The organism is Micromonospora sp. NPDC049891 (assembly GCF_040660295.1).
Lineage (GTDB): Bacteria > Actinomycetota > Actinomycetes > Mycobacteriales > Micromonosporaceae > Micromonospora.
Genome location: NZ_JBFAML010000030.1, coordinates 44,058 through 68,827, shown reverse-complemented (window position 1 = coordinate 68,827; position 24,770 = coordinate 44,058). Strand labels below are relative to the sequence as shown.

25 protein-coding genes are annotated in these 24,770 nt (G+C 72.0%); 4 read left to right on the top strand and 21 right to left on the bottom strand.

Going from position 1 to position 24,770, the window contains the following annotated elements; all coding sequences use genetic code 11:
* Positions 1–291: 291 nt before the first annotated feature.
* Together AB0I71_RS27530 and lysS are read right to left on the bottom strand one after the other, a co-directional pair.
* Positions 292–642 (bottom strand): Lsr2 family protein, encoded by a 351-nt coding sequence (locus AB0I71_RS27530; RefSeq protein WP_093409819.1) that lies wholly within the window; start codon positions 640–642, stop codon positions 292–294.
* A gap of 114 nt (positions 643–756) precedes the next feature.
* Positions 757–2,265, bottom strand: coding sequence for a lysine--tRNA ligase (lysS, locus tag AB0I71_RS27525; RefSeq protein WP_357589402.1), 1,509 nt, complete (start codon positions 2,263–2,265; stop codon positions 757–759).
* Between the two features lie 91 nt (positions 2,266–2,356).
* On the opposite strand from lysS, the gene AB0I71_RS27520 reads away from it, so the two are divergent.
* Positions 2,357–3,097: a class I SAM-dependent methyltransferase gene (locus AB0I71_RS27520; protein ID WP_357589400.1), complete on the top strand. Its 741-nt coding sequence runs from the start codon at positions 2,357–2,359 to the stop codon at positions 3,095–3,097.
* 194 nt (positions 3,098–3,291) lie between these two features.
* Here AB0I71_RS27520 and AB0I71_RS27515 read toward each other — a convergent pair whose 3' ends face one another.
* The 7 genes from AB0I71_RS27515 to AB0I71_RS27485 all read right to left on the bottom strand — a co-directional run bounded on the left by AB0I71_RS27515 (position 3,292) and on the right by AB0I71_RS27485 (position 10,068).
* Positions 3,292–4,050 (bottom strand): type III pantothenate kinase, encoded by a 759-nt coding sequence (locus tag AB0I71_RS27515; RefSeq protein ID WP_093409827.1) that lies wholly within the window; start codon positions 4,048–4,050, stop codon positions 3,292–3,294.
* A gap of 19 nt (positions 4,051–4,069) precedes the next feature.
* Complete coding sequence (nadC, locus tag AB0I71_RS27510; protein WP_357589397.1) at positions 4,070–4,966, bottom strand: carboxylating nicotinate-nucleotide diphosphorylase; 897 nt, start codon at positions 4,964–4,966, stop codon at positions 4,070–4,072.
* On the bottom strand, positions 4,963–6,657 hold the full coding sequence (locus tag AB0I71_RS27505) for an L-aspartate oxidase (protein ID WP_357589395.1): 1,695 nt from the start codon (positions 6,655–6,657) through the stop codon (positions 4,963–4,965). Before AB0I71_RS27505 ends, nadC begins: the two co-directional genes overlap by 4 nt.
* A gap of 61 nt (positions 6,658–6,718) precedes the next feature.
* Positions 6,719–7,615, bottom strand: a complete 897-nt coding sequence (locus AB0I71_RS27500; RefSeq protein WP_357589393.1) for a septum formation family protein — start codon at positions 7,613–7,615, stop codon at positions 6,719–6,721.
* A gap of 155 nt (positions 7,616–7,770) precedes the next feature.
* Positions 7,771–8,190 carry an aspartate 1-decarboxylase gene (gene panD / locus AB0I71_RS27495; protein WP_357589391.1) on the bottom strand — a complete coding sequence of 140 codons (420 nt, stop codon included), beginning with the start codon at positions 8,188–8,190 and terminating at the stop codon, positions 7,771–7,773.
* Between the two features lie 28 nt (positions 8,191–8,218).
* Complete coding sequence (panC, locus tag AB0I71_RS27490; RefSeq protein WP_357589390.1) at positions 8,219–9,088, bottom strand: pantoate--beta-alanine ligase; 870 nt, start codon at positions 9,086–9,088, stop codon at positions 8,219–8,221.
* Between the two features lie 17 nt (positions 9,089–9,105).
* Complete coding sequence (locus AB0I71_RS27485; protein WP_357589388.1) at positions 9,106–10,068, bottom strand: DUF2520 domain-containing protein; 963 nt, start codon at positions 10,066–10,068, stop codon at positions 9,106–9,108.
* 108 nt (positions 10,069–10,176) lie between these two features.
* Between AB0I71_RS27485 and AB0I71_RS27480 the strand changes: the two genes are divergently transcribed.
* Complete coding sequence (locus AB0I71_RS27480; RefSeq protein WP_357589386.1) at positions 10,177–11,400, top strand: SAM-dependent methyltransferase; 1,224 nt, start codon at positions 10,177–10,179, stop codon at positions 11,398–11,400.
* Here the strand turns inward: AB0I71_RS27480 and AB0I71_RS27475 are convergent.
* Positions 11,367–12,824 (bottom strand): insulinase family protein, encoded by a 1,458-nt coding sequence (locus AB0I71_RS27475; protein ID WP_357589384.1) that lies wholly within the window; start codon positions 12,822–12,824, stop codon positions 11,367–11,369. The two genes, AB0I71_RS27480 and AB0I71_RS27475, sit on opposite strands and share 34 nt — an antisense overlap.
* A gap of 97 nt (positions 12,825–12,921) precedes the next feature.
* On the opposite strand from AB0I71_RS27475, the gene AB0I71_RS27470 reads away from it, so the two are divergent.
* Positions 12,922–14,103, top strand: a complete 1,182-nt coding sequence (locus AB0I71_RS27470) for an NADH-quinone oxidoreductase subunit D (protein WP_357589382.1) — start codon at positions 12,922–12,924, stop codon at positions 14,101–14,103.
* Positions 14,104–14,146: 43 nt separating this feature from the next.
* On the opposite strand, the gene AB0I71_RS27465 is transcribed toward AB0I71_RS27470, so the two are convergent.
* From AB0I71_RS27465 to AB0I71_RS27450, 4 genes are all read right to left on the bottom strand, one after another.
* Entirely contained in the window at positions 14,147–15,802 is a 1,656-nt protein-coding gene (locus tag AB0I71_RS27465; RefSeq protein ID WP_357589380.1) for a hypothetical protein, read from the bottom strand.
* Between the two features lie 167 nt (positions 15,803–15,969).
* Positions 15,970–16,971, bottom strand: a complete 1,002-nt coding sequence (locus tag AB0I71_RS27460) for a glycine betaine ABC transporter substrate-binding protein (protein WP_357589378.1) — start codon at positions 16,969–16,971, stop codon at positions 15,970–15,972.
* A gap of 246 nt (positions 16,972–17,217) precedes the next feature.
* Complete coding sequence (locus AB0I71_RS27455; protein WP_357589376.1) at positions 17,218–17,940, bottom strand: ABC transporter permease; 723 nt, start codon at positions 17,938–17,940, stop codon at positions 17,218–17,220.
* Between the two features lie 64 nt (positions 17,941–18,004).
* A complete protein-coding gene (locus AB0I71_RS27450) occupies positions 18,005–18,691 on the bottom strand; it encodes an ABC transporter permease (protein ID WP_357589374.1) in 687 nt (228 codons plus the stop codon).
* Positions 18,692–18,693: 2 nt separating this feature from the next.
* Here AB0I71_RS27450 and AB0I71_RS27445 point away from each other — a divergent pair, with 2 nt between their 5' ends.
* Positions 18,694–19,689 carry an ABC transporter ATP-binding protein gene (locus tag AB0I71_RS27445; protein WP_357589372.1) on the top strand — a complete coding sequence of 332 codons (996 nt, stop codon included), beginning with the start codon at positions 18,694–18,696 and terminating at the stop codon, positions 19,687–19,689.
* A gap of 95 nt (positions 19,690–19,784) precedes the next feature.
* Here AB0I71_RS27445 and AB0I71_RS27440 read toward each other — a convergent pair whose 3' ends face one another.
* The 7 genes from AB0I71_RS27440 to folP form a co-directional block, all read right to left on the bottom strand.
* Entirely contained in the window at positions 19,785–20,276 is a 492-nt protein-coding gene (locus AB0I71_RS27440; protein ID WP_357589370.1) for a hypothetical protein, read from the bottom strand.
* A 77-nt stretch (positions 20,277–20,353) separates the two neighbouring features.
* A complete protein-coding gene (locus tag AB0I71_RS27435) occupies positions 20,354–20,659 on the bottom strand; it encodes a hypothetical protein (RefSeq protein WP_093409856.1) in 306 nt (101 codons plus the stop codon).
* A 65-nt stretch (positions 20,660–20,724) separates the two neighbouring features.
* Complete coding sequence (locus AB0I71_RS27430; protein ID WP_357589368.1) at positions 20,725–21,936, bottom strand: ABC transporter permease; 1,212 nt, start codon at positions 21,934–21,936, stop codon at positions 20,725–20,727.
* 204 nt (positions 21,937–22,140) lie between these two features.
* Positions 22,141–22,626 carry a DUF3180 domain-containing protein gene (locus AB0I71_RS27425; RefSeq protein WP_357589432.1) on the bottom strand — a complete coding sequence of 162 codons (486 nt, stop codon included), beginning with the start codon at positions 22,624–22,626 and terminating at the stop codon, positions 22,141–22,143.
* A gap of 29 nt (positions 22,627–22,655) precedes the next feature.
* Positions 22,656–23,183 (bottom strand): 2-amino-4-hydroxy-6-hydroxymethyldihydropteridine diphosphokinase, encoded by a 528-nt coding sequence (gene folK, locus AB0I71_RS27420; RefSeq protein WP_357589366.1) that lies wholly within the window; start codon positions 23,181–23,183, stop codon positions 22,656–22,658.
* Positions 23,180–23,545 (bottom strand): dihydroneopterin aldolase, encoded by a 366-nt coding sequence (folB, locus tag AB0I71_RS27415; protein WP_357589364.1) that lies wholly within the window; start codon positions 23,543–23,545, stop codon positions 23,180–23,182. The genes folK and folB overlap by 4 nt, the downstream gene beginning before the upstream one ends.
* Positions 23,542–24,504: a dihydropteroate synthase gene (gene folP, locus AB0I71_RS27410; RefSeq protein ID WP_357589362.1), complete on the bottom strand. Its 963-nt coding sequence runs from the start codon at positions 24,502–24,504 to the stop codon at positions 23,542–23,544. Before folP ends, folB begins: the two co-directional genes overlap by 4 nt.
* Positions 24,505–24,770: the final 266 nt, after the last annotated feature.

The following is a 24,770-nucleotide window of genomic DNA, read 5'->3' as shown; positions in this document are numbered from 1 at the left end:
GTAGGCCCGGTACGCGTCGTTTTGCACAACCATCCACGCTCAACGGGTGTTCCGGGCATGGTCTGTGTACGCGCAGAGCGAAATTCGGCCCGCTGGCCGGGACCTCCGGGACACCGCACGGGGGCGACCCGGGCCCCGGGGACGGCACCACCACGGCACCATCCACAGGTTGTGGACAGAGCATCCACCGGCTGTGGACAACGCGCGGTACGCCCCGGATAGTCCCGACGACGGCGACGCCGGCCCGGAGAGCCTCCGGGCCGGCGTCGTGAACGCTCGTGGTGCCTGGTCTCAGTGACCGGCCTTCGAGTGGTACTCGTCGACGATCTCCTGCGGGATCCGGCCCCGGTCCGAGATGTCCTTGCCCGCCTTGCGCGCCCAGGCCCGGATGGCCTTGTTCTGCTCACGGTCGGCGGTGGCACCACCCCGACCACGGGCGGCCCGACCACCGACGACCACACCGCCGCGACCGACCTTGGTGCCGTGGGCGATGTACGGGGCGAATACCTCGCGCAATTTCTCTGCGTTCGAACCTGACAGGTCGATCTCATACTGAACGCCGTCGAGCGCGAACTTGACGGTCTCGTCCGCGTCCCCGCCGTCCAGGTCATCGACCAGCTTGTGAATGATCTGCTTGGCCACGTCCCACATTCCTTTCGAGCAGGGTTGCTCCTGCCAACTGCACAAGCACAATAACCCGTCAGATGCTTGTCACGTCAATAGGATGCGGTAACGAGGCGGTAAGTTTTCGTACGACTACTCCGGGCGGACCAACGGGAAGAGGATGGTTTCCCGAATTCCGAGGCCGGTCAGCGCCATCAGGAGGCGGTCGATTCCCATTCCCATGCCACCGGCCGGCGGCATTCCGTACTCCATCGCCCGGAGAAAGTCCTCGTCCAGTCGCATCGCCTCGGCGTCACCCCGGGCGGCCAGTTGCGCCTGGGCCACCAGCCGTTCCCGCTGCACCACCGGGTCGACGAGCTCGGAGTACGCGGTGCCCAGCTCGAAACCGAGCACGTACAGGTCCCACTTCTCGGCCAGGCCCGGCTCGCTGCGGTGGGACCGGGTCAGCGGACTGGTCTCCTCCGGGTAGTCCCGAACGAAGGTGGGCGCGTCCAGACCGGGTACGACCAGTTCCTCGAACAGCTCCTCGGCCAGCTTGCCCGGCCCCCACCTGGGGTCGACGGCCAGGCCGACCTTGTCCGCGTACTCGACCAGGCGAGCGTGCTCGGTGTGGACCGTGACCTCCTCTCCGAGCGCCTCGGAAAGCACGCCGAAGAGGGTGACCGAACGCCACTCGCCGCCCAGGTCGAACTCCCGACCGTCAGCGTGGGTGACCACCGTCGATCCCGACACCGCGATCGCCGCCCGCTGGACGAGATTGCGGGTCAACTCGGCCATCGTGTTGTAGTCGCCGTACGCCTCGTACGCCTCCAGCATGGCGAACTCGGGCGAGTGCGAAGAGTCGATGCCCTCATTACGGAAGTTGCGGTTGATCTCGAAGACCCGCTCGACGCCGCCGACGACGGCACGCTTCAAAAACAGTTCCGGAGCGATTCGGAGATACAGATCGGTGTCGAGTGCATTGCTGTGGGTCACGAAAGGCCGAGCCGCCGCGCCCCCATGGAGCAACTGCAACATCGGGGTCTCGACCTCAAGGTAACCCTCGTTGTGCAACGAATCGCGCAGACTACGCAACGCCGCCGCCCGGGTACGCACCATCTGCCGCGCCTGCGGACGGACGACCAGGTCGACATAGCGCTGCCGGACCCGGGCCTCCTCGCTGAGCGGCTTGTGCGCCACCGGAAGCGGGCGCAACGCCTTGGCGGTGACCGCCCACTCCTCGGCCAGCACCGACAGCTCACCCCGGCGGCTGGTGATCACCTCCCCGGTGACCCCGACGTGGTCGCCGAGGTCCACCAGGCGCTTCCAGTCCTCCAGCCGATCCGCACCGACCCGGTCCAGCGACAGCATGGCCTGCAACTCGGTGCCGTCGCCATCGCGCAAGGTGGCGAAACAGAGCTTGCCGGTGTTCCGCACGAAGATCACCCGACCGGTGACCGAGGCCCGGTCGCCGGTGGCGGTGTCCGTGGGCAGATCGGCGTAGCGCTCGCGCAGCTGGCTCAGCGTGCTGGTACGCGGGTAGCCGATCGGATAGGGCTGCACACCATCGGCGAGCATCCGGTCCCGCTTCTCCCGGCGGACCTTCATCTGCTCGGGAAGGTCGTCGGCGGGGTCGACTGGCACGGGGCTCTGTTGGGTCACGGCACGCTTCCTCAGCGGGAGAATTCGGGCGGGGTCAGGCCCCGAGCGTACTCAAACGCCCCGGCGACCGTTACTGGATAGCCTGCCGGTCATGACCGACCCCACCCAGGCCCTCTCGTTCGGCACCGCCGCCGCCGACTACGACAGATACCGCCCCCGCTATCCGGAGGCGGCGCTGCGTTGGGCGCTCGACGGCATCGACGCCCCCGCGCAACTTGTCGACCTGGCCTCCGGGACCGGCATCCTGGCCCGTGGGCTGCTCGCGCTGGGCCACCGGGTGACGGCCGTCGAACCCGACCCAGGCATGCGGACCCAGTTGACGTCCACCAATGCTGTCGTACGCGCACTCGACGGCAGCGCCGAGACGATGCCACTGCCGGACGGATACGCCGACGCCGTGCTCACCGGCCAGGCGTACCACTGGTTCGACAGGCCACGGGCGCACGCCGAGGTCGCCCGGGTGCTGCGGCCCGGTGGGGTCTTCGCCCCGATCTGGAACCTGCGCGACGACGGCGTCGACTGGGTGGCCGAGCTGAGTCGGATCGCCGAGATCGGCGACACCGCCGAGCACCTACGACAGAGCGTGACCGACTTCGGCGACTCGTTCACCGCTCCCGAGTGGGCCGAGTTAACCCACACCACCACGCTGACCCCCGACGAACTGCTCGGCCTGGTCCGCACCCGCTCCCACTACCTCACCGCAACCCCGGAACGGCGCGCCGAGGTCGACCGCGAGGTTCACGCGTTGCTCCAGACCCACCCGGATCTGGCCGACCAGGAAACCCTCACCCTGCCGTACACCACCCTCGTAGCCCGCGCCCGGAAGACCTGACCCACCCACGGAACAAAAGCCGCAACAGACGGGAACCCCCACCACCACAGATCAACCCGCCCCAGCGGACGGATGGCGCATGCCCACGGAGGGTTTCCGGGCAGCCCGACCGGCGCAGGGATCAAGCCTGACCGCCCGGAGCCGGTCGGGCTGCCCGGAAACCCCACCGCAACCACAAAGCCAGACCCAAAGCGTCAGACGTTCCGCTCGTACACCATGCGCAACCCGATCAGCGTGATCATCGGTTCGTGGTGCGTGATCGTCCGGCACTCGTTGAGCACGAGCGAGGCCAGCCCGCCGGTGGCGATCACCGCCTTCAGCTCGCCCATCTCGGCGGCCATCCGCTCGACGATCCGGTCCACCTGACCGGCGAAACCGAAGTAGAGGCCGGCCTGGAGGCACTCGACGGTGTTCTTGCCGATCACCGAGCGGGGCCGGGTCGCCTCGACCTTGCGCAGCTGGGCGGCGCGGGCGGCGAGCGCGTCAAAGGAGATCTCGATGCCCGGGGCGAACGCACCGCCGAGGAACTCGCCCCGGCCACTGATCACGTCGAAGTTGGTGGTGGTGCCGAAGTCGACGACGATCGACGGCCCGCCGTAGAGAGTGTACGCGGCCAGCGTGTTGACCACCCGGTCCGCGCCGACCTCCTTCGGGTTGTCGATGGCCAGCTGCACGCCGGTTCGTACGCCGGGCTCGACGATGACGCTCGGCAGTTCCCCGTAGTAACGGGTCAGCATGGTCCGCAGCGAGCGCAGGGCCGCCGGGACCGTCGAGCAGGCGGCCACACCGGTGATCTCGACGGCGTCGCCGGCGAGCAGCCCCCGGAACATCAGGCCCAGTTCGTCGGCGGTCGAACGGGCGTCGGTCTTGATCCGCCAGGAGTGCACCAGCTTGTCGCCGTCGAAGGTCGCCAGCACGGTGTTGGTGTTCCCGATGTCGATGCAGAGCAGCACGCACGCAGCCTAGACGGGTTCACTCCGTGCGCAGGTCCAGGGCGATGTCCAGGATCGGCGAGGAGTGGGTGAGCGCGCCGACGGAGAGGAAGTCGACGCCTGTGGCGCCCACCGCCGCCGCGTCGGCGAGAGTCAGCCCGCCGGTCGCCTCCAACTCGGCCCGGTCGCCGACGGTGGCGACCACCTCGGCGAGCACCGCCGGGGACATGTTGTCCAGCAGCAGGAAGCCGGCCCCTGCCTCCACCGCCTCCACCGCCTCGGCGAGGGTGTCCACCTCCACCTGCACCGGCACGTCCGGGAACGCCTCCCGAACCCGCTGATAGGCGGCGGCGACACCGCCGGCCGCGAACTTGTGGTTGTCCTTGACCATGGCGACGTCGTGCAGGCCCATCCGCTTGTTCGTGCCTCCGCCGGCACGGACCGCGTACTTCTCCAGGGCACGCAGCCCCGGCGTGGTCTTGCGGGTGTCCAGCACCATCGCCTTGCTACCGGCCAGCGCGTCCGCCCAGGCCCGGGTGTGGGTGGCCACCCCGGACATCCGACTGAGCAGGTTGAGGGCGGTCCGTTCGGCGGTGAGCAGCACCCGGGTGGGGCCGGTCACCGTGGCCAGCACGTCCCCCCGGGCCACCCGCTCGCCGTCGTGAGCCACAAGCGAAACCTCGACGGTACGCCCGATCCCGGTGACCTCGGCGGCCAGCTCGAACACGGCGGCGGCGACGGCCAGGCCGGCCACCACACCGTCGGCGCGGGCCACCACATCGGCGGTGTCCGTCTGGGTCGCCGGGATGGTGGCGGTGCTTGTCACGTCGAGCCCCTCCGGGCCGAGATCCTCGACAAGCGCGTTCTCGATGATCCGGCGCACCTGGGCCGGGTCCAGCCCAGCCGCGCGCAGCATCCGCTCCGTCTCGCCGGTCATCGCTTCTCCTCCCACCGGGTGGTCAACCGTCCCTGTCCGCCGACGGCACCGACCAGGTGGCCGCGCCACCGCTCGTCGGCCACCGGGAAGTCCTCCCGCCAGTGGCAACCCCGGGTCTCCTGGCGGGCGTACGCCGCGGCGACCAGCGTGGCGGCGACGGTGAGCAGGTTCGTCGCCTCCCAGTCGGCGGTGCGCGGTGTGCCACGAGCGACGCCCAGTTCGACAAGGTCGGCGGCGGTCGCGCTGAGCGTCGCGGCCGAGCGGAGCACCCCGGCGCCCCGGGTCATCGCCCGCTGCAACACTGGCGTCGTCGCTGCCGGCAGCACCCAGCCGCCCGCACCCCGCCACGCCCCGGTGTCCGCCGGGCGGGCCTGTTCGGGTAGGCCGGACGCGATGTCGTCGGCGATCCGCCGGGAGAAGACCAGCCCTTCCAGCAGGGAGTTGCTGGCCAGTCGGTTCGCGCCGTGCACGCCGGTGCAGGCGACCTCGCCGCAGGCGTACAGGCCGGGAATGGAGGTCCGGCCGCGCAGGTCGGTGCGGACCCCACCGGAGGCGTAGTGCGCGGCCGGCGCCACCGGGATCAGGTCGGTTCCCGGGTCGACGCCGATGGCCAGGCACGACGCGACGATCGTGGGAAACCGTTGGGCCAGGAAGTCGCCGCCGAGATGGCGGGCGTCGAGGTGGACATGGTCGTCGCCGGTGGCCAGCAGCACCCGGTGGATGCCCTTGGCGACCACGTCCCGTGGCGCCAGCTCGGCCAGTTCGTGCTGGCCGAGCATGAAGCGTTTGCCGTCGGCGTCCACCAGGTACGCGCCCTCGCCCCGTAACGCCTCGGAGACCAGCGGCTGCTGGGCGTGGCCGGCGCCGGGCACCCGGGAGTGCTCCGGCACGATCAGCGCGGTCGGATGGAACTGCACGAACTCGACGTCGGTGACCGCCGCGCCGGCCCGCATGGCCAGGGCGACCCCGTCGCCGGTGGAGACCGCCGGGTTGGTGGTGGCCGCGAAGATCTGCCCCATTCCGCCGGTGGCCAGCACGACCGCGCGGGCCAGCAGGGCACCGACGCCGTCCTCGCTGCCTTCGCCGAGCACGTGCAGCGTGATCCCGCACGCTGCGCCGAGCCCGCCCGGGCCGTCGCCGGGGGCCCGGAGCAGATCCAGCACCAGCGCGTGCTCGACGAGCCTGATCCACGGGTCGCGGCGCACCGCCTCGTGCAGCGCCCGCTGCACCTCCGCACCTGTCGCGTCGCCGCCCGCGTGCACGATGCGGTCGGCCCGGTGCCCGCCCTCCCGGGTGAGCATCAACGAGCCGTCGGCGTTGCGGTCGAACTCGGCGCCGAGGCGCATCAGTTCCCGCAGCCGGGTCGGTCCCTCCTCCACCAGCACGCGGACCGCCGCCGGGTCGCACAGGCCCACGCCGGCGATCTCGGTGTCGGAAGCGTGCATCGCCGGGGTGTCGCCCGGGTCGAGCACTGCGGCGATGCCGCCCTGCGCCCACCTGGTCGACCCCTCGTCAATGTCGACCTTGGTGACCACTGTGACGTGCAGGCCCGCCTCACGTAGATGCAGTGCGGCGGTCAGCCCGGCCACCCCGGAGCCGACCACGATCACGTCGGTGGTCTCCACCCAGCCCGGTTCCGGGGCGGCCAGCCGGCTCGGCAGCGCCGGCAGGCCGACGGTCGGTAGGTCCATGCCCACAGTCAACCCGAATGCCTTTCGCCTCGGGCGGCGGGGGCGGGACGAGTGGTTCCGACTACTTCGTCCGGACCGGGAGTGCGGCCGGCCCGGCGCCCTTGAGCGTTCCGGTCAGCCGACGGTCACTGAGCCACAGATAGCAGCGGATTCCCCGGTCGCCCACCCGCCACCGGCCGGCGCTGGGCGGACGCACCACCACGTCGGTACGGAAGACCAGATCGTCGTCCTCCGGCAGACCGGCGAAGCGGGCGAGGACCGAGCGGCAGCCGGCGTAGAAGGGTGCCCACTGCGCGCTGCGCGTCGGGTACGGGCGGTCCGGGGCCGCCCAGACCCCGGCGAACTCGGCGTCGTGGCGTTCGGTGCACACCACCGGAACCAGGGTCTGCACCACGCCGCCCCCGTCGGTACGCGTCTGCTGACAGCCCAGTCGCAGCGCCGAAGCCGTCCGAAGCACGTCCCGGAGCGACCCGGTACGCGACACCACCCTGGCACCCGCCTCCACCGTGCTGACTTCCATCAGGTCGCAGCGGTACCAGCGCGAGCCGGCCGTCCAGCCCTGCTCGGACGGCACGGCGACCGCCAACCGGAGCCGCCCGGCCCGCCAGTTGTCACCGACGTAGCCGTTGGCCCGGTTGTCGCACTCGGCGAAGGCGGTACGCAGTTCCGCCGAGCCGGTGGACGGCGGCTTGTTCCGTTCGGCGGGGAAGGCCCCGACGTGCACCGTCTCCACCCGGTGCGGTGCGGTGCAGTCCACCGGCGCGTACGCCCCGAGCGGCACCACCTCGGCGAAGTCGGCCTCGTGACAGACCCCGGCGGCCGGGGTGAACGGCCCGGGCGGCGGCAGCACGGCCCAGTCGTCGACCAGGTCGCCATCCAGCCCGCCGGTCGACCCGCAGCCGACCAGCAACGCTGCCGTGATCAAGGTGGTGACCAGGGTCCTCGTCGCACGCTGCATGGCGCCGCCTCCCCCAGTCAGCGGCCGTCCCCCGACGGCGCCTTCAGGGTAACCAGAAATGACCTTCCGGTGACAGACCGGATTCGCGGCGTGATCGCCGCAGCGGGTCGGAAAGCGGTGCTGCCGAGCAGGCCTGGTCGCCGAGTGGACCCCGGCTACACCGACAGCGGGTTGGGCACCGGGGTGCCGGCGGTGCCGGGCGCGGCGGTCGACGGATCGGCACCGAGGTCCACGACCTTGTTGTCCGCGTCCACGTGCACCACCCGAGGGCGGTACGCACGGGCCTCGGCATCGTCCATCTGCCCGTACGAGATGAGGATGATCAGATCGCCCGGCTGTACCAGGCGGGCGGCGGCACCGTTGATACCGATCACGCCGCTGCCCCGCCGGCCCGGGATGACGTACGTCTCCAGCCGAGCGCCGTTTGTGATGTCGACGATCGCCACCTGCTCGCCCGGTAGCAGGTCGGCGGCGTCGAGCAGATCCTCGTCGACGGTCACCGAGCCGACGTAGTGCAGGTCCGCCTGGGTCACCGTGGCCCGGTGGATCTTGGACTTGAGCATCGTGCGGAACATCGGGACGCCTTTCGCGGGTACGTGTTGGTCAGGAAGCCGGGTCGAGCCGGACCGGAGCGTTGTCGATCAGCCGCGTGCCGCCCACCCAGGCCGCCACGAGCAGCCGGGCGGGTCCACGGACCGGTCCGGGCTCCAGATCCGGATCGGTGAGCACCAGGTAGTCGAGGCGCGCTCCGGATTCGCCGGCGCCGAAGGCGACGTGCGCCGCGGTCAGGACCGCCGCGGCGTCGCCGCCGGCCGAGGCGGCCTCGGCACCGGCCCGCAACGCCCGGGACAGGTTCAGCGCCACCGACCGCTCGGCCGGCGAGAGATAGCGGTTGCGACTGGACAGGGCCAGGCCGTCCGGTTCCCGGACGGTGGGCACCCCGATCACCTCGACCGGGACGTCCAGGTCCCGGCACATCCGCCGGACCAGGGTCAGCTGCTGATAGTCCTTCTCGCCGAAGAAGGCCAGGTCCGCGCGGGTGAGCTGGAGCAGCTTCAACACCACGGTGAGCACGCCGTGGAAGAACCCCGGCCGGCTCAGCCCCTCCAGGTCCTCGCCGAGCGGCCCCGGATTGACCCGGACCGCCGGCTCACCGCCGGGGTACATCTCCGCGACGGAAGGCGCGAAGACCAGGTCCGCGCCGGCCCGCCGGCACACTTCAAGATCGGCTTCGAGGGTACGCGGGTAGCGGTCGAAGTCCTCGTTCGGCCCGAACTGCAGCGGATTCACGAAGACCGTCACGATCACGTGATCGGCGCGCGCCCGGGCCTCCCGCAGGAGCGTCTCGTGCCCCTCGTGCAGAGCACCCATGGTCATCACCACGCCCACCGTCCCGGTCCGGGAGGCTCGCGCCCTGGCCAGGTCGGCACGGGTGTGCACCAGCTCCGTCGCGTGTTCCACCTCGCTCGACACCTGTCCTCCCCCGCGGGTCACGCCGCCACCCCACTCCGGTAGCCGTCCAGGACACCGAGCAGTGGCGCCGCGTCGGCCGGACGCAGCCGGCCGGCTGCGACGGCCCGGTCGGCGGTACGCCGGGCCAGGACGAGGTAGGGCTCGACCGACTCGGGCGCGGTGGCGGCGAGCTGTGCCAGGTGCCGGCGCACCGTACCCGCGTCACCCCGGGAGACCGGGCCGGTCAACGCGTCGTCGCCGAGACGCAACGCGTTCTCCAGCGCGGCACGCAGCAACGGGGCGAGCACCTTCTCGGGCTGGCCCACCCCGGCGTCGCGCAGCCGGTCGGCTGCCTCGTTGACCAGGGTCACCAGGTGGTTGGCGCCGTGCGCCAGCGCCGCGTGGTACAGCGGCCGGTCCGCCTCGGCGATCCACTCGGGCACCCCACCGAGATCGACAACCAGCCGGGCGGCCAGCGGGCGCAGGTCGGCGGGCGCGGTCACCCCGTACGAGATGCCGGGCAACCGGCCGAGGTCGTCGGGCGTACCCGCGAAGGTCATCGCGGGATGCAACGCCAGCGGACGGGCACCGGCCGCGCTGGCCGGCGCCAGCACCGCCAGACCGTGCGCCCCCGACGTGTGCGCGACCACCTGGCCGGGACGCAGTGCGCCGTCGGCGGCCAGGCCGGCCACCACCCCGGCCAGCGCGTCGTCCGGCACGGCTATCAGCAGCAGGTCGGTGGCGGCCCGGGCGACCTCGGCGGCCGGGCGACGCGAGACGGTGGGCAGGAGCAGCGCCAGGCGGGCCTGGGAGGCGCCGGAAGCCCCGCTGGCAGCGACCACCCGGTGGCCCGCAGCGGCCAGCGCGGCGCCCAGGGTGGCACCCACCCGTCCGGCGCCGATGACGCCGACGGTGAGCACGGTTGAGGTGGCGACCTGGGCCGATGCCACGGTCGCGGGCCGCCGATGGGCGGCCGAGTGGGTGCGCAGCGGTGCGCTCATGTCACGATCCAGTCCTCGAGGCGGGTACCGGTCGGGGCAAGTATGCGTCGCTGACGCGGATCTGAAACAAGGATGTGTGAAATCGTTCACCGGTGTGAGGAGGGCCCCATGTCGATGCGCTGGCGAGACGCGATGCGGCGGGCGCTCTACGGCCCTTCGGGTTTCTTCGTCTCCGGTGCCGGACCGGCGGCGCATTTCCGCACCAGCGTGCACACCTCACCGATCTTCACCGCGGCGCTGCTCCGGCTGATCCACCAGCTCGACGCCGCCCTGGGCTTTCCCGACCGGTTCGACGTGGTGGACGTGGGTGCTGGGGGTGGCGAACTGCTGAACGCCCTCTCCGTGGGGGTTTCCGGGGAGCCCGCCCGCTCCGGGCGGTCAGGCTTGATCGCTGCGCGGGCGGGCTCCCCGGAAACCCTGACCACCACGGCCGCCGTCGGCACCACGCCGGGTGGTGTCTCGTCCGGGTCCGTCGATTCGTCGCCGTCCGCGCCGGTTCCGCTGGCTCTGCGGGTACGGCTCACCGCCGTCGAACTCGCCCCGCGCCCCGCCGATCTCCCCGACCAGATCACCTGGACGAACGAGATCCCCGGCGAGATCACCGGCCTGCTCCTGGCCACCGAGTGGCTCGACAACGTGCCCCTCGACCTGGCCACCCACACCGACCACGGCTGGCACTACCTCCTCGTCGACCCCACCACCGGCACCGAGACGACAGGCGAACAGATCAGCCCCGCTGACCTCGACTGGCTGGCCACCTGGTGGCCCTCCCCGACCGACCAGACCCCCGGGACGCGGGCCCGCACGGGCCCCACCCCCACGGGTGACACGTTGCCGACGTGGCGGGCGGAGATCGGGCGGACGAGAGACGAGGCGTGGGCGCACGCCGTGGGGCACGTCGACCGAGGGCTGGCGTTGGCGGTGGACTACGGCCACCTGCGTGCCGAGCGGCCGGTCGACGGGACGCTCACCGGATACCGGGGCGGACGGCAGGTGCCACCGGTGCCGGACGGCTCCTGCGACGTCACCGCGCACGTCGCCATCGACTCGGTCGCCTCCGCAGGTGAGCGGGTCGCCCGGTGTGCGTACGTGCTGACCTCGCAGCGGGAGGCGTTGCGAGCGCTCGGGGCCGACGGTGGGCGACCGCCGCTGAGCCTGGCCTCCAGCGACCCGGCCGGCTACCTGCGGGCACTGGCCACCGCCTCGGCGGCGGCCGAGCTGACCGATCCGGCCGGCCTCGGCGGCCACCTGTGGCTGTGGCAGCCGGTCGGCCTGCCCGCCGACCGGCTGCCACTCGATCAGTCCTCGCCGATCAGCTCGGAGCGGCGATAGCGCAGCTGCGCCGGAACGGTCGCGTCGATCGTGCGCACCGCCGCTTCGGCACCGGAGTACAGCTCCGGGTCCACGTTGATGAAGCAGCCCTGCGACCCGAACACGGTCCGCTCCGGGCCATGTTCCTCGACACCCACCACCTCGGAGAAACGGACCTGGTGGACGTCCCCGTCCGAGTCCCGGAACGCCACCCCGTCGTCGCAGAGCACCAGGCGCGCCGTCCGAGCCTCGCGGGCGAAGACCTTGGCCAGCAGGGGTGGTTGGAAGACCCGGCCAGGAGGCAGGCTCCGGCCGGTGGTGCAGTTGGTTCCGGCTAGCCCGGGCAGGTCCAGTGTGGTCCCGCAGGGTACGACGAGCTGGGTGCTGGCCAGCGCGGCTCGGAAACGCTCCCGGACGTCGTCGGGGGTGACCGCCGCCCGAAGAGCTACCCGCTCCGCCGTCGGCAGGCAGGGCCAGCCGAACAGCTGCCCGGACGCGGCGTCGCGCAGCTCGACCTCCACGAAACGCGGATCCTGGTACGCCTCCGCGGCGGCTTCCCGCTCCTCGGCCAGCTCCCGTTCCGTCGGCCCGTCCTCGGCCATCCGCCGCAACTCGTCCCAGAGCAACCGGGCGACCTGGACCTCCTGCCCCTCACGGGCGTCCGCGGTGATCGCATACAGGTACCGGTCACCGTCGAACTGCGCCGCGTCTCCACCGATCTCGTAGCTGAGCCCGTGGGTGTGCCGGGCGATCTGCTCCAACCGTTCGGCGAGGACGGCCATACCGAGGCTCCACGCCACGTCCCGCCGGCCCAGCAGAGCGGCGCCGACCGCCGGCACGGCATGCTCGCACCAGGCCGGACCAGGGACCTGTCGGGGTACGTGGACCGGATGCTCGACGCGGGGTCCGGCCGGCAGCGGCAGTCGGAGCCCGTCCGGCGGCGGCCCGTTGAGCACCAGCACCGCATTGCCAGCGGTGAAGTAGCGGGCGGCGTACGAACACACCTGGTCCTCGGTGATCCGATCAAAGCCCGGCCCGTGCCACGGAGCGAGCCCCAGACCCTGTATCCCGAAGCGTTGGGTCAGCAACGCCGCCACTGTCGGGTCGACGTAGGAGCCGCCCTCGGCGGCGAGCACGCCGGCTTCCTTCCCGATCCGGTCGAGCGGCAGATCGGCGAGTGCCCGGCACACCCCGTCCAGAAAGGCGACGAGCTGTTCGGGCCGGCCGGCGGCCATGAACTCGGTGGTGTACAGATCGACGCAGGCGTTGCGGTCGTGGTGCACCCGCGGCAACGTGCTCATCGCCAGGTGCTCGACCAGGTGGGTCACACCGATCGTCCGGAAGGTCTCATCCCGTCCACCGCACCCGAAAACCAGACTCGCGGTCAGCGGCGCCGGCCCCGACTTCCACAGCACCGGCACACCGTCGATCTCCGTACGCTCCATGGCCGGATCGTACGAACGGCGGGCAGGGGGCACACCGCCCATTCGGTCGAGGCTGGGGCGCGGACGGATGCCGTCCGGGTTCGGTGTTCATGGCACGATGGCGGGCATGACCACGGGCGATCTGCGCGAGCTGACCGTCGGCACCGGGGCTGGGCTGGTGGCGGGTACCGGCGGGGAGCAGCTCGGCGCGGACATGGTGCTGAACATCGGGCCGCAGCACCCCTCCACGCACGGCGTCCTGCGGCTCAAGCTCGTGCTCGACGGCGAGCGGGTGCTCGCCGCGGAGCCGATCGTGGGCTACATGCACCGGGGCGCGGAGAAGCTGTTCGAGGTACGCGACTACCGGCAGATCATCGTGCTGGCCAACCGGCACGACTGGCTCTCGGCCTTCGCCAACGAACTGGGCGTCGTGCTCGCCGTGGAACGGCTGATGGGCATGGAGGTGCCGGAGCGGGCCACCTGGCTACGGATGGCCCTGGCCGAGCTGAACCGGGTGCTCAACCACCTGATGTTCCTCGGCTCGTACCCGCTGGAGATCGGCGCGATCACCCCGATGTTCTACGCCTTCCGGGAACGGGAGACGCTCCAGGCGGTGATGGAGGAGGTCTCCGGCGGGCGGATCCACTACATGTTCAACCGGGTCGGCGGCCTGAAGGAGGAAGTGCCGGCCGGCTGGACCGGGCGGGCCCGGGCGGCCATCGGCGAGGTCCGGCGGCGGATGCCGGACCTGGACAACCTGATCCGGCGCAACGAGATCTTCCTGGCCCGAACCGTCGGCGTGGGGGTGCTGTCGGCGGCCGAGGCGGCCGCGTTCGGGGCCTCCGGTCCGGTCGCCCGGGCCTCCGGGCTCGACCTCGACCTGCGCCGGGACGAGCCGTACCTGGCCTACGACCAGCTCGACGTGCCGGTGGTGACGAAGACGGCCGGCGACTGCCACGCCCGCTTCGAGGTGCTGCTCGACCAGGTGTACGCCTCGCTCGATCTGGCGGAGCAGTGCCTGGACCGGGTCGACCGACTCACCGGACCGGTGAACACCCGGCTGCCGAAGGTGCTCAAGGCACCCGAGGGACACACGTACGCCTGGACGGAGAACCCGCTCGGCATCAACGGTTACTACCTGGTGTCGCGGGGCGAGAAGACGCCGTGGCGACTCAAGCTGCGCACCGCCTCGTACGCGAACGTGCAGGCTCTGGCCACCCTGCTGCCCGGCTGCCTGGTGCCGGACCTGATCGCCATTCTCGGCTCGATGTTCTTCGTGGTCGGTGACGTCGACAAGTGACGGCCACCCCTGCGACGCCGCCCACCGTCGCCGGCCGTGGGGATCAACGCCAGCGGTCAGCGCCGCCGTCGTGCGCCGCCGGCCCGCAGCCAGGCTCCTCCACGTGGTGCCGCCGGCCGTACTGCTCCCCGTCCGGGCGCTGTCCGCGCGCGGGTTCGGGCTGATACCCGTACGCCGGCTCGGGCTGATACCCGCGCGCTGGTTCGGGCTGGTAGCCGCGCTGACGCGGCGGACGCCACTCCTGCGGCACCGGCACCCCACCGGCGGGCAGCGCCGGACGGCTCTCCGGCTCGCCCCAGCCGTCCCGCCACGCGTCGTCGCCCGCGACATCCCGGCGTGGCTCGTCGCGGCGTACGCTCGCCCAGCGGTCCTCCACCCGGTACTCGGAGCCGGTCGGATCGGCGTGCATCTCGGCCCGGCGTTCGCCGACGCGCAGCTCGCGGCCCCGGTCGTCGTCGCGTACCGCTGCCCACCGGTCACCGGCCCGCAGCTGGGCCCAGTACTCCCCGGTGTCGTCCGCCCGATGCCCCCGGGCCACCGGCGCCGGGTCGGCGGGTGACTCCCAATGCTGGCCACCAGCGTCCCAGCCCCGGTCGTCACGTCGGCCCGCCCGGTCGCGGTCCTCCCGGTCCACCGAGGGCCCCTCCGGATAGCCCGAGCCGCCGTCGCGGGCGGTGGACCAGTCGTCGTGCGCGGCGGACCAGCGGCTCTGCTCCCGTGGGGGCGACCAGGAGCGGTCCGCTTCGCCTGGCGAACCGGACCAGGAACGTTCGTCGTCACGGGACGATCCGGACCAGGGACGCTCCTCCTCCTGGGCCGCCCCGGACCAGGAACGTTCGTCGTGGCGCTCCCCACCCGACCAACGCCGGCCGTCGTCCCGGCGGGAACGGTCGTCGCCGTCGGACCAGGAGTGGTCGTCCCGGTCGGTGCCCTGTCCGCTCCGTCCGCGCTCCCCGGGCTGAGCTCCTGACCACGCCGCCGGGTAGCCGCCGTACCGGCCGCCGGACTCGCCCACGATCGTGTGCCGGGTGGTCACGTGCACGGTCTCGGTGTGCCGGACCACCCCGAGCGGCCTCGGGCCCGGCTCACCCGGCCGGTTGTCCTGCTCGGGACGGACCGGCGAACCGTAGACACCGGCCGAGCCGCTGGCCGGGCGATCGTTGCCGGGCCCGGATCGCTCCCCGCCGTACCCGCCGGCCGGGCCGGGCCCGGTCTGGGCCGTGCCGTACACCCCGGCCTGGGCGGCCGGCCGTTCGGCCTGTCGCGACGGCGCCTCCGGCGCCGGCACCCGGGCCCGGCCCGGACCGGGCGGCGGCTCGTCGTCCGCGACCGGGGTGCCGCCGCCACCCGACTCGACCCGGCGACGCAGCCCGGCCAGCGCTTCCTGAACCCGCTGGACCTCGTCGAGCGCGTGGTTGCCGCGCTGGGCGGCGGCCACGATCTCACCGCGCAGTTCCCGCCGCAGCTCGTCGACCTCCTCGCGGAGTTCCTCGGCGTGCTGCCCGCCATCGTCGGTACGCAGCGCGATGGAGAGCCCGATCAGCACCACGGCCAGGATGGCCAGCACCGCGGCGAACCGAAGCGGCCCGTTGCCGTCAGCGACCAGGAGTATCAGCGCCGCGACAGGTGCCAGGGCCACACCGCCCCAGAAGAGCACGGTGAGCAGCTTGCGCGTATCGGCGGGCACCGGGGCGGGCATGGGTCCGCAGCCTACCGAGAGTTGCGTCACGTGGGAACGGCTCGACGGCAGGTCTCCGCCGCGAGTGCCGAGGCGTTCCCTGCCGTGCCCCAGGCAGGTCTCGTGACCAGCAACGACACGGCGCCCCGGCCAGGTCGGCCGGGGCGCCGTGGTGCTGGCGCGGGTGCTCAGCTCTGGGCGTACGCCGCGTCGGTCGAGAAGACCAGGCCGACACTGATCGTGCCGTTACGCAGACCCGTCTTGGTCAGCGGGCCACCCTGGTCGAGCGAGGAGAACGAACCGACCGCCAGCCCGTAGGTCTGCTCCAGGCCGGGCTTGCAGAACGGGCGCTCCTGGCACTCCGGCGGGCCACCAAGCACGGTCGCGGTGCCCGAGCACTTCTCAGCCAGTTCGGAGAGGGTCCGCACGCCGTACTTGTCGGCGAACTCCTGGGTCACCGCGAAGGCGTTCTGGTTCTGTGCCGCTGCCGGCGCACCGAAGGTCAGACCCGCCTTGCCACCCAGATCACGCAGTGCGGTGACGGTCTTCTCCACGTCCGGCGAGGAAACCGGCTGGCCGCCGCTGTTCTCCTTGCCGTTGAGGAACTCGGCGAGGGTGGCCGCGTACTCCGGGACGACCTGGATCTCGCCCTTCTCCAGCGCCGGCTCGTACAGCTCCCGGTTGCCGATCTGCTGCACGTTGACCTGGTAGCCCGCGGCAGCCAGCTGGATCTTGTAAAGCTCGGCGATGATCTCGCTCTCGGTGAAGTTGCCCGCCCCCACCGTGATCCGCCCACCCGGGCCCTTCTCCACGCCGTCGGTGAGCGAGTTGGCGTCCGCGAACTCCTGAGCCGCGGCCTGCGCGCTCTTGCGGTCCACGTCGACCGCCTTGTTGAGCTGCACCAGCTTCGGCGTGTCGAGCACCGCGGAGACCTTGTCGAGCGCGGCGATCAACTGCGGCGTCGCCGCCTCGCTGTTGATCGCCGGAATGATGTTGTCGGCGTTCTGCAGTGACTTGTCGTCTTCGAGTGCGATCAGCTGCTCGCCGGCCACCGGGGCGCAACCCTCGCCGGAGGCACCCTGCTGGGGCGCTTCGGTGCCGGACGAACCGGCGTCGCCGCAGCCCGCCAGCACGGTCGCCGCCGCGACCGCCCCCACGACCGCGATGGACAGTCTTCTACCTGCGCGCATCAGCCCGCCTTCCGTGTCCCGGCGCGGCCCGGGTGGGCCGGCCGCGTGTCCGACGGGCGATCCGCGCTCCGGCCGCCCGCGATTTCCACCCAACATCCTGACGCGGCCCCCCGACAACCCGGGGAGGCGTTCGTCACCGGAACGTCACCCTTCGGTGTCACCGCGCCCAGCCGACGCCCGCGCGACCGGATGCCACGGGACCGGCCCTGTTCGGTGGACGGGGACCGCGCGCTGGTTGTCTGCCGGTCAGGAGCCGGTGACGGCGTCCGCCGCGCGGCGCCCGGCACCTCGCCGGGCGCGGCGCAACGGGCGGGGGGTGACCAGCCGTTCGACAAGTGCGAAGAGCAGTTCGACGCTCACCGCGAGCCCGGCGACCAGCAGCCCACCGGCCAGGATCTGACCACCGCCGACCGCGATACTCAGGCCGAAGCCGAAGCGGATGATCTCGCCCAGGCCGCCCCCGTTGACGAAGGTCGCCAGCGCCGCCGTGGCGACCACCTGGACGGCGGCGGTCCGGAACCCGGCCGCGAGGTAGGGCACCGCCAGCGGCAGCTCCACCCGGCGCAGCACCTGCGCGCCGGTCATGCCCATGCCCCGGGCCGCCTCCCGGGTCTGTGGATCGACCTGCCGCACCCCGGTGTACGCGTTCGCCAGCAGCGGCGGCACGGCGAAGACCGCCAGAGCGACCACCACCGCCGGCCGGCCGAAGCCGAGGAAGGTCAGCGGGAGGATGGTGAGCAGGGCGAGCGTGGGCACCGCCAGGGTGAGGTTGGAGACGAGCACCACCAGCCCGCCGCCCCGGCCGGTGTGACCCAGCCAGAGACCCAGCGGCCAGGCCACCAGGCAGCCCAACAACACCGCGGCGGCCGACATGCTCACGTGCTCGCCCAGCCGGTCCAGGATGCCGCCCGGGTTCGTCCAGTTCAGCGGATCGTTGAGCCAGACCACCGCCTGTGACACCGGATTCATCGCGGCCTCTCCTCTCCGGCCCGGGTCCGGTCGTCTCCGACGGGCCTCCGGTCCGCCTCGGCGGTCATCCGGTCCGCCCGCGCAGCCATGGGGTGAGCAGCCGGCCGGCCCCGACCAGGAGCAGGTCGAGCACCAGTGCCAGCAGCACACAGAGCAACGTCCCGGTCATGATCTGGGCCTTGTAGAGGTTGTTCTGGAAGCCGGCGAAGATGATCTGCCCGAGCCCGCCCCGCCCGATCACCACTCCGACGGTGACCAGGGCCACCGTGGAGACCGTGGCCAACCGCAGTCCGGTCAGGATGCCGGGTACGGCCAGCGGCAACTCGATCCGCAACAGTCGACCCCAGCGGCCGTAACCCATGCCCTCGGCCGCCTCCCGGACCTCCGCCGGCACCTGGTTGAGCCCGGCGACGGTGTTACGGACGATCACCAGCAGCGCATACAGCACCACCACGCTCAGCACGGTCGCGACACCGATGCCCAGATAGGGCGCGACGAATGCGAAAAGGGCCAGGGAGGGGACCGTGTAGAGCACCCCGGTCAGTGCGAGAATCGGCCCGGTGAGCGGCCGGAACCAGTACGCCACCACCGCCAGCGGGACGGCGATCAACGCGGCGATGAGCACCGCCCGGAGGGTCAGCGTGGTGTGCTCACGCAGGGCGTTGAGCACCGTGTCAGAGTTGTCCCGCACGTACTGCCAGGAGAACCACGGGTTACCCGGATCAGCCCGGTAGCTCAGGCGGAAGGACATACGTGGACGTTACCCCGGGTGCCGACGGCGATCGGCGCGCGGCGTCGATCACCCTCGACGGCATCGGCAAGCGCTACCCGGACGGCACCGAGGCGGTCCGAGAACTCAGCCTGCACGTCGACGAGGGCGAACTGGTCGTACTGATCGGCCCGTCGGGTTGCGGCAAGTCGACGGTGCTGCGGATGATCAACCGGCTGATCGAGCCGACCGCCGGCCGGATTCTGCTCGGCGACTCCGACGTCACCCGGGTCGACCCGGTGAAGCTGCGCCGACAGATCGGCTACGTCATCCAGAACGTCGGGCTCTTCCCGCACCAGACGGTGGCCGCCAACGTCGCCACCGTGCCCCGACTGCTCGGCTGGGCCGCCGGCCCGGTGCAGCGTCGGGTCGAGGAACTGCTCGAACTGGTAGGTCTCGATCCGGCGCAGTTCGGCCGACGCTACCCCCACGAACTCTCCGGCGGTCAGCGGCAACGGGTCGGGGTGGCCCGGGCGCTCGCGGCCGACCCGGTGGTGCTGCTGATGGACGAGCCCTTCTCCGCCGTCGACCCGATCGTGCGCACCCGGCTCCAGGAGGAGTTTCTGCGGTTGCAGGCGGAGGTGCGCAAGACCATCGTCCTGGTCACCCACGACCTGGACGAGGCCGTCCGGCTCGGTGACCGGATCGCGGTGCTCTCCGAGGGCGGCCGGCTGGAGCAGTACGACACCCCGGCGGCGCTGCTCGGCGCGCCCGCCACCGGGTTCGTCCGCGAGTTCGTCGGGGCCGACCGGGGCATCCGCCGGCTGGCCGTCACCCCGGTGACCCGGGAGGTGCTCGATCCGCTGCCGGTGGACGGCGGCGCGGACCTGCCGGCGGTGCCGCTGGGCGGCTCGGCGTACGACGCGCTGGCCGTGCTGCTCACCTCCGCCGGTGGGCAGGCCGTGGTCACCGAGGACGGGCGTCCGGTCGGGACGCTCAGCCGGGAACGCATCCTGACGCTTGCCGAGTCGACCGGCTGAGCCGGTGGGCCGAGCGTCGCCGGTGGCCGGCAACGGTGGTTGGCCGGGTCCGTCCGGTCGACGGACCCGGCCGTGCCGCTGGAGCCCAACGCGGCCTAGCGCCGGCCCCGGTAACCGCCAAGGGTGGCGATACCGATGATCCAGCCGACGAAGAAGCCGTACTCCGCGCCGTCACCCGCGGCCTGGAAGGCACCCAGCAGCGACGGGTTGGTCCGGATCAGCGTGGTGAACAGGGCCGCGAACGCCCCGGCGAAGACGAACGCCGCCCAGCCGGCGAAGAACTGGCTGATGGTGCCCCGGGCCCGGGCGAGCTGGGAACCCGGTAGCAGGTAGAGGAACACGAAGGTGAGGACGACCACGAGGATCGCCTTCAGGTCGTCGGCGAAGATCTCCTGAATCGAGTCGGAGGAGTCGAATCGCCAGGCAGGCCAGGCGAGCAGGCGCAGGAACCACCCGCCGGCGCTGTCCGGATCGGTGTTGTTCCTGGCCCAGTCGACGTACCAGGGGCTACCGAAGACGAGGACCAGGATGAGCGCGGCGAGCGTGCCAGCGCCCGGTGCGGACTTGTATCGATTGGTGAGAGCCATGGCCTCGCTAGTTCCCAGCGAATCGACGCAGGCAAACGCGAGGCGTTATTTATGGTGGTACGCGCGCTTGATGACCTCTAGTGCTTCATCAGGTAGTCGATGAACGCGGCGCGCAGCAGCGGCGCGGACTCCTCGTAGCCGTGCCCGGTCATCTCCCGCCAGAGGGCCACCGCCTCGTCGACCGTCGGTCCCACCGAGTTCGGCGCGCCGTCCAGCGCGGCGGCCTCGTCCGCGTTCGGCAGATGCCGCAGCACCGACCAGAAGAACCTCACGTCGCGGCGCTCCCGGGCGAGGGTGAACGCACGCTCCCGCAGCTCCTCGGTGGAGAGGACGTCCAACTCCTCGAACGACCGGCCGCCGGAGATCGATGATGTGTCGGTCATGTCCCGAGCCTAACCGTCGAGATCACTCTCGGCGCGCCGACGACGCGCGGCGAGTGCCGGCCGGGTCACCGGTCGTCGGCCTCCCAGGTTCGTGGGCCGCTCTCCCAACGTCGGGCGCTCCACGGGTCCGTGCTGCCGGCGGTGGGCTGGGCCGGCAACACCGGCGGCCAGTCACCGACCGGCTGCGGCTGCGCCACACTCCATCCTCCGCCGGTGGCGGGTTCGGCGGGTGGCGGTGGGGGCGGCGCACCGACTACCGGCGCCGGACGTCCGTACGTCTCGACCAGGCGGGTGACGACGAGTCCCAGGGCCAGCGCCGCGCCACCGACGGCCCAGTGGCTGACTGTCCAGTCGCGTGCCTGCGCGTACGCCAGGAACAGGCCGATCGCACCGGCCGCCAGCAGCGTGCCGAAGACGCCACCACGCAGCCCGAACGCACTGGTGCCCGCGAGCAGCGTCGCGCCCACCGCCACTACTGTCCAGTCCAACCCCGCCGCCGGTGTCACAGCCCCGTCGGTCGAGGCGATAAGCACTCCGGCGAGAGTCGCGAGCACGGTGGAGCAGACGTACCCGCCGGTGGCGGCGACGGCGGCCGCCGCACCACGCCGTCGCGCCGGGTCGGCGATCGGACGGAACCGGCCGACCAGCCGACGGATCGGGTGCACCGCCCCGAAGAGCCCACCGAACACCGCGATCGCGGCAAAGCCGACGAAGAGCTGTCCGGCGGTGCCACGCGGGTCGTAGTCCCCCTGCACGAGTACCGGTGCGGAGCGCTGCTCGATGTAGACGATGACACCTGCCGCACCACCGAGGCTCGCCGCCCAACCGGGCACGTGCAGCAGCACGACCACCAGCCCGAGCAACAGGCCACCGATCGCGGCCACCGCGGTGGCCGTGCCGACGGTGCCGAGCACCCCACGGTCGCTCTGTTCGGCGAAATGCAGCCCGGCCGCGACCGCCACCGGCCCGATCGCGAGGTTCACCGCAGCCGTACGCAGCGTCAGCCCGGCGGCCAGGGCCAGCAGCCCCAGACCGACCACGTCGACGATGAGGTCCCGCAGCCCGCTGCCGCGCAGCACCGCCGGATCCTCCCGCCACACGAGGTAGACAAGTGCGCCGAAGCCGAGCAGCAGGAACGTCTCCCAGACGACGTAGACACCGAAACGGTCCCGGCCCGGCTCGGCGTCGGGTTCGTCGAGGACGGCCTCCGCCCCGGTGGCGGGACCGGCCGAGGCGGGCTCCGGCGGTCCACCACGGCCCGGTTCGTCGTACCCCATGATCTTTGCCTCCCAGCGGCCGCCCGGACTCCACCGACGCACGGGCGGACCGGCGGCGGGGCGTTGCCTTTCGGTCGCAGGCACCGTACCCGCGCGCGAGAGCCGGGCGTAACCCCCTGCCTGGGGGCCACCGACGGCCCGGTGCCGCTGTCGACGTCCCCGGTCGAGCCGAGGCGGAGCCCGGCCAGGGCTCTGACACGTGTCCTAGCGCTGGCCCGGACGGCTCTCCCAGTCGTCCGGCTCCTGTTCGTCCTCCGGCCGCTCCGGAACCCGGCACGACCTTTCCAGCCAGAGCGCCGCGGCCACCAGGGCGGTCGAGGCGAGCAGGCCGGCGATGGCAGCCGGGCGGTCGTCGGCGGCCGCTCGCGTCGGTTGCACGAACAACCAACCCGTCAGGCCCGCGTACCCGCCGGCGAAGATGGCACCGACAAGCGCGGACGCCTTGGCCAGTACGACGAATCGAGCCACAAGCAACGGATTGACCGGGTCACGGCCGGGTCGGCGCTCGATCCGCCCCCGGGTGTTGATTGCGGCGTACGCCTCCAGCACGGCAAGTCCGGCCAGCGTCGCCACCGGTAGCCAGGGCAGCGGTGGCAGCCGTTCGTAGTAGACACCGCTGATCAGCAGCCAGGACACCGCCGCGGCCGCGAGGGCGGTCACCACCAGGGTCGAGACACGGGTGGGTCCCATCCGCGATCCGTCGGGCGGCGGCGACACGCTCATGCCGTCGACTCTAACGTCAGATCGGGTCGGGGGCTCAGTTCCGGCACCTCGGCGGCGGCCGGGCCGGTGGTGAGCAGGTCGGTCAGCCAGCCGTGCCCGGGCAGTTGACCGTAAGGCTGGATGTCGATCCACGGCCGCAGCACGAAAGCTCGCAGATGCGCCCGGGGATGCGGCAGGGTCAGTTCGGGGTCGTCGCTGAACACCGGGCGGTCGTCATCGGTCCACACCGCGACGACATCGACGTCGAGGGTGCGGGGGCCGAACCGCCGCCCCGGGTCACGAACGCGGCCGGCGGCGTCCTCCGCCGCCCGCCCCCGCGCCAACCAGTCGTAGGGGCCGGCGGTCGGGTCCGCGGCCAGCAGCACGGCGTTCAGGTACGCCGGCTGCTCGGTGTCGCCCCACGGCGGGGTCTCGTAGACCCCGGAGACCACGAGCACACTCTCACCCAGGGCGGCCAGGGCGGTGCGCAGGTGGCCCAGCCGGTCACCGAGGTTGCTGCCGAGGGAGAGCACGGCACGGGTCATCGGGTACGTGTCCGACGCATCGTCACGGCCACGTCGGTGAAGGCGTGCGGAACCGGAGCCTCGGGCTTGTGCACCGTGACCGTCACGGCGGTCACCCGCGGATCCGCCAGGCAGACCTCGATCAGCCGGTCGGCGAGGGTCTCGATCAGGTTTACCGGCTCACCGGTGATCACCTCGACCAGCCGCTGGGCCAGTTCGCCGTAGTGCACGGTGTCGCGTACGTCGTCGGACCGGGCGGCCGGGCCCAGGTCGAGTTCGAGCACCGCGTCAACGACGAAGTCCTGACCGTTGGCGCGTTCGAAGTCGTACACCCCGTGCCGGCCGGGTGCCCGCAGGCCGGTCAGCTCGATCCGGTCGGTCATCGTCGGGTCCGCCCGTCGAGCGCGGACTTCCGGACGGCAGTTGGCAGCACGGCGTCACCGGCAGCCGGCCCGGCACCGGCGACCGGCGCGCCGACGGGGACGATGCCGGCGGTCGGCGAGGCGGCCAGGCGGGGACGGCCGGTGGCCTGCCAGACGGCGAGGGCGTCGACGGTGGCGCGCACGTCGTGCACGCGTACCCCCCAGGCGCCGGCCGCGACCGCGAGCAGGCTGGTGGCGACGGTGGCCGTCTCCCGCCCGCCGGTCGGTCGTGGCGCGCCGTCGGGGCCGGCCAGCAGTTGACCCAGGTACGACTTGCGGCTCGCGCCGAACAGCAGCGGATAGCCGAGCTCGATCAGCTCGGGCAGTCGAGCGCTGAGCTGCCAGTTGTGGGCGGCGTTCTTGGCGAAGCCGAGGCCCGGATCGATGATTATCCGATCCGGGGCGACGCCGGCGGCGAGCGCCGCATCCACCCGCTGGCCGAGTTCAGCACGGACGTCGGCGACCACGTCGCCGTAGCTGGCCAGCTCGCTCATCCTGCGGGAGTGGCCGCGCCAGTGCATCAGCACCCAGGGGCAACCGGCCTCGCTGACCACCCGGGCCATGTCGGGGTCGGCGAGCCCTCCCGAGACGTCGTTGACCACGACCGCCCCGGCGTGCAGCGCCGCCACGGCCACCCGGGCGCGGGAGGTGTCGATGCTGACCGGAACGCCGGCCGAGGCCAGTTCCCGGATGACCGGCACCACCCGGGCGGCCTCGGTCTCCGCGTCGATCCGGTCGGCACCGGGACGGGTCGACTCACCACCGACATCCACCAACCCCGCTCCGTCGGCTCGTAGCCGGACGCCGTGTGCGACAGCGGCCTCGACGTCGGCGTAGCGTCCGCCGTCGGAGAAAGAGTCGGGCGTGACGTTCAGGACGCCCATCACCACCGGGGCCGGGGCCCGCACCAGATCGGTCACGAGTAGGACGGTACCGGTCCCGCCGCCGGCCAGAGACCGCCCGGTCGACAGCCCCCGACATGGCAATTGGAACAGGTGTACGATCGGTCGTCCGGGTCGGTTCGGGCAGCATCTTCGCGGCTTGTCGCAAAGGGGGGCGGCCCGTACGCTGTGGAATTGCCCAGCATCGAGATGGCGACGCTTGGAGGGAGGGCCGAAGCGGGACAACCCGCCCAAAAATCGCCACCCTACGTGGCGGTTGTCGTACGCAGGGTCTCGGGCGCTGC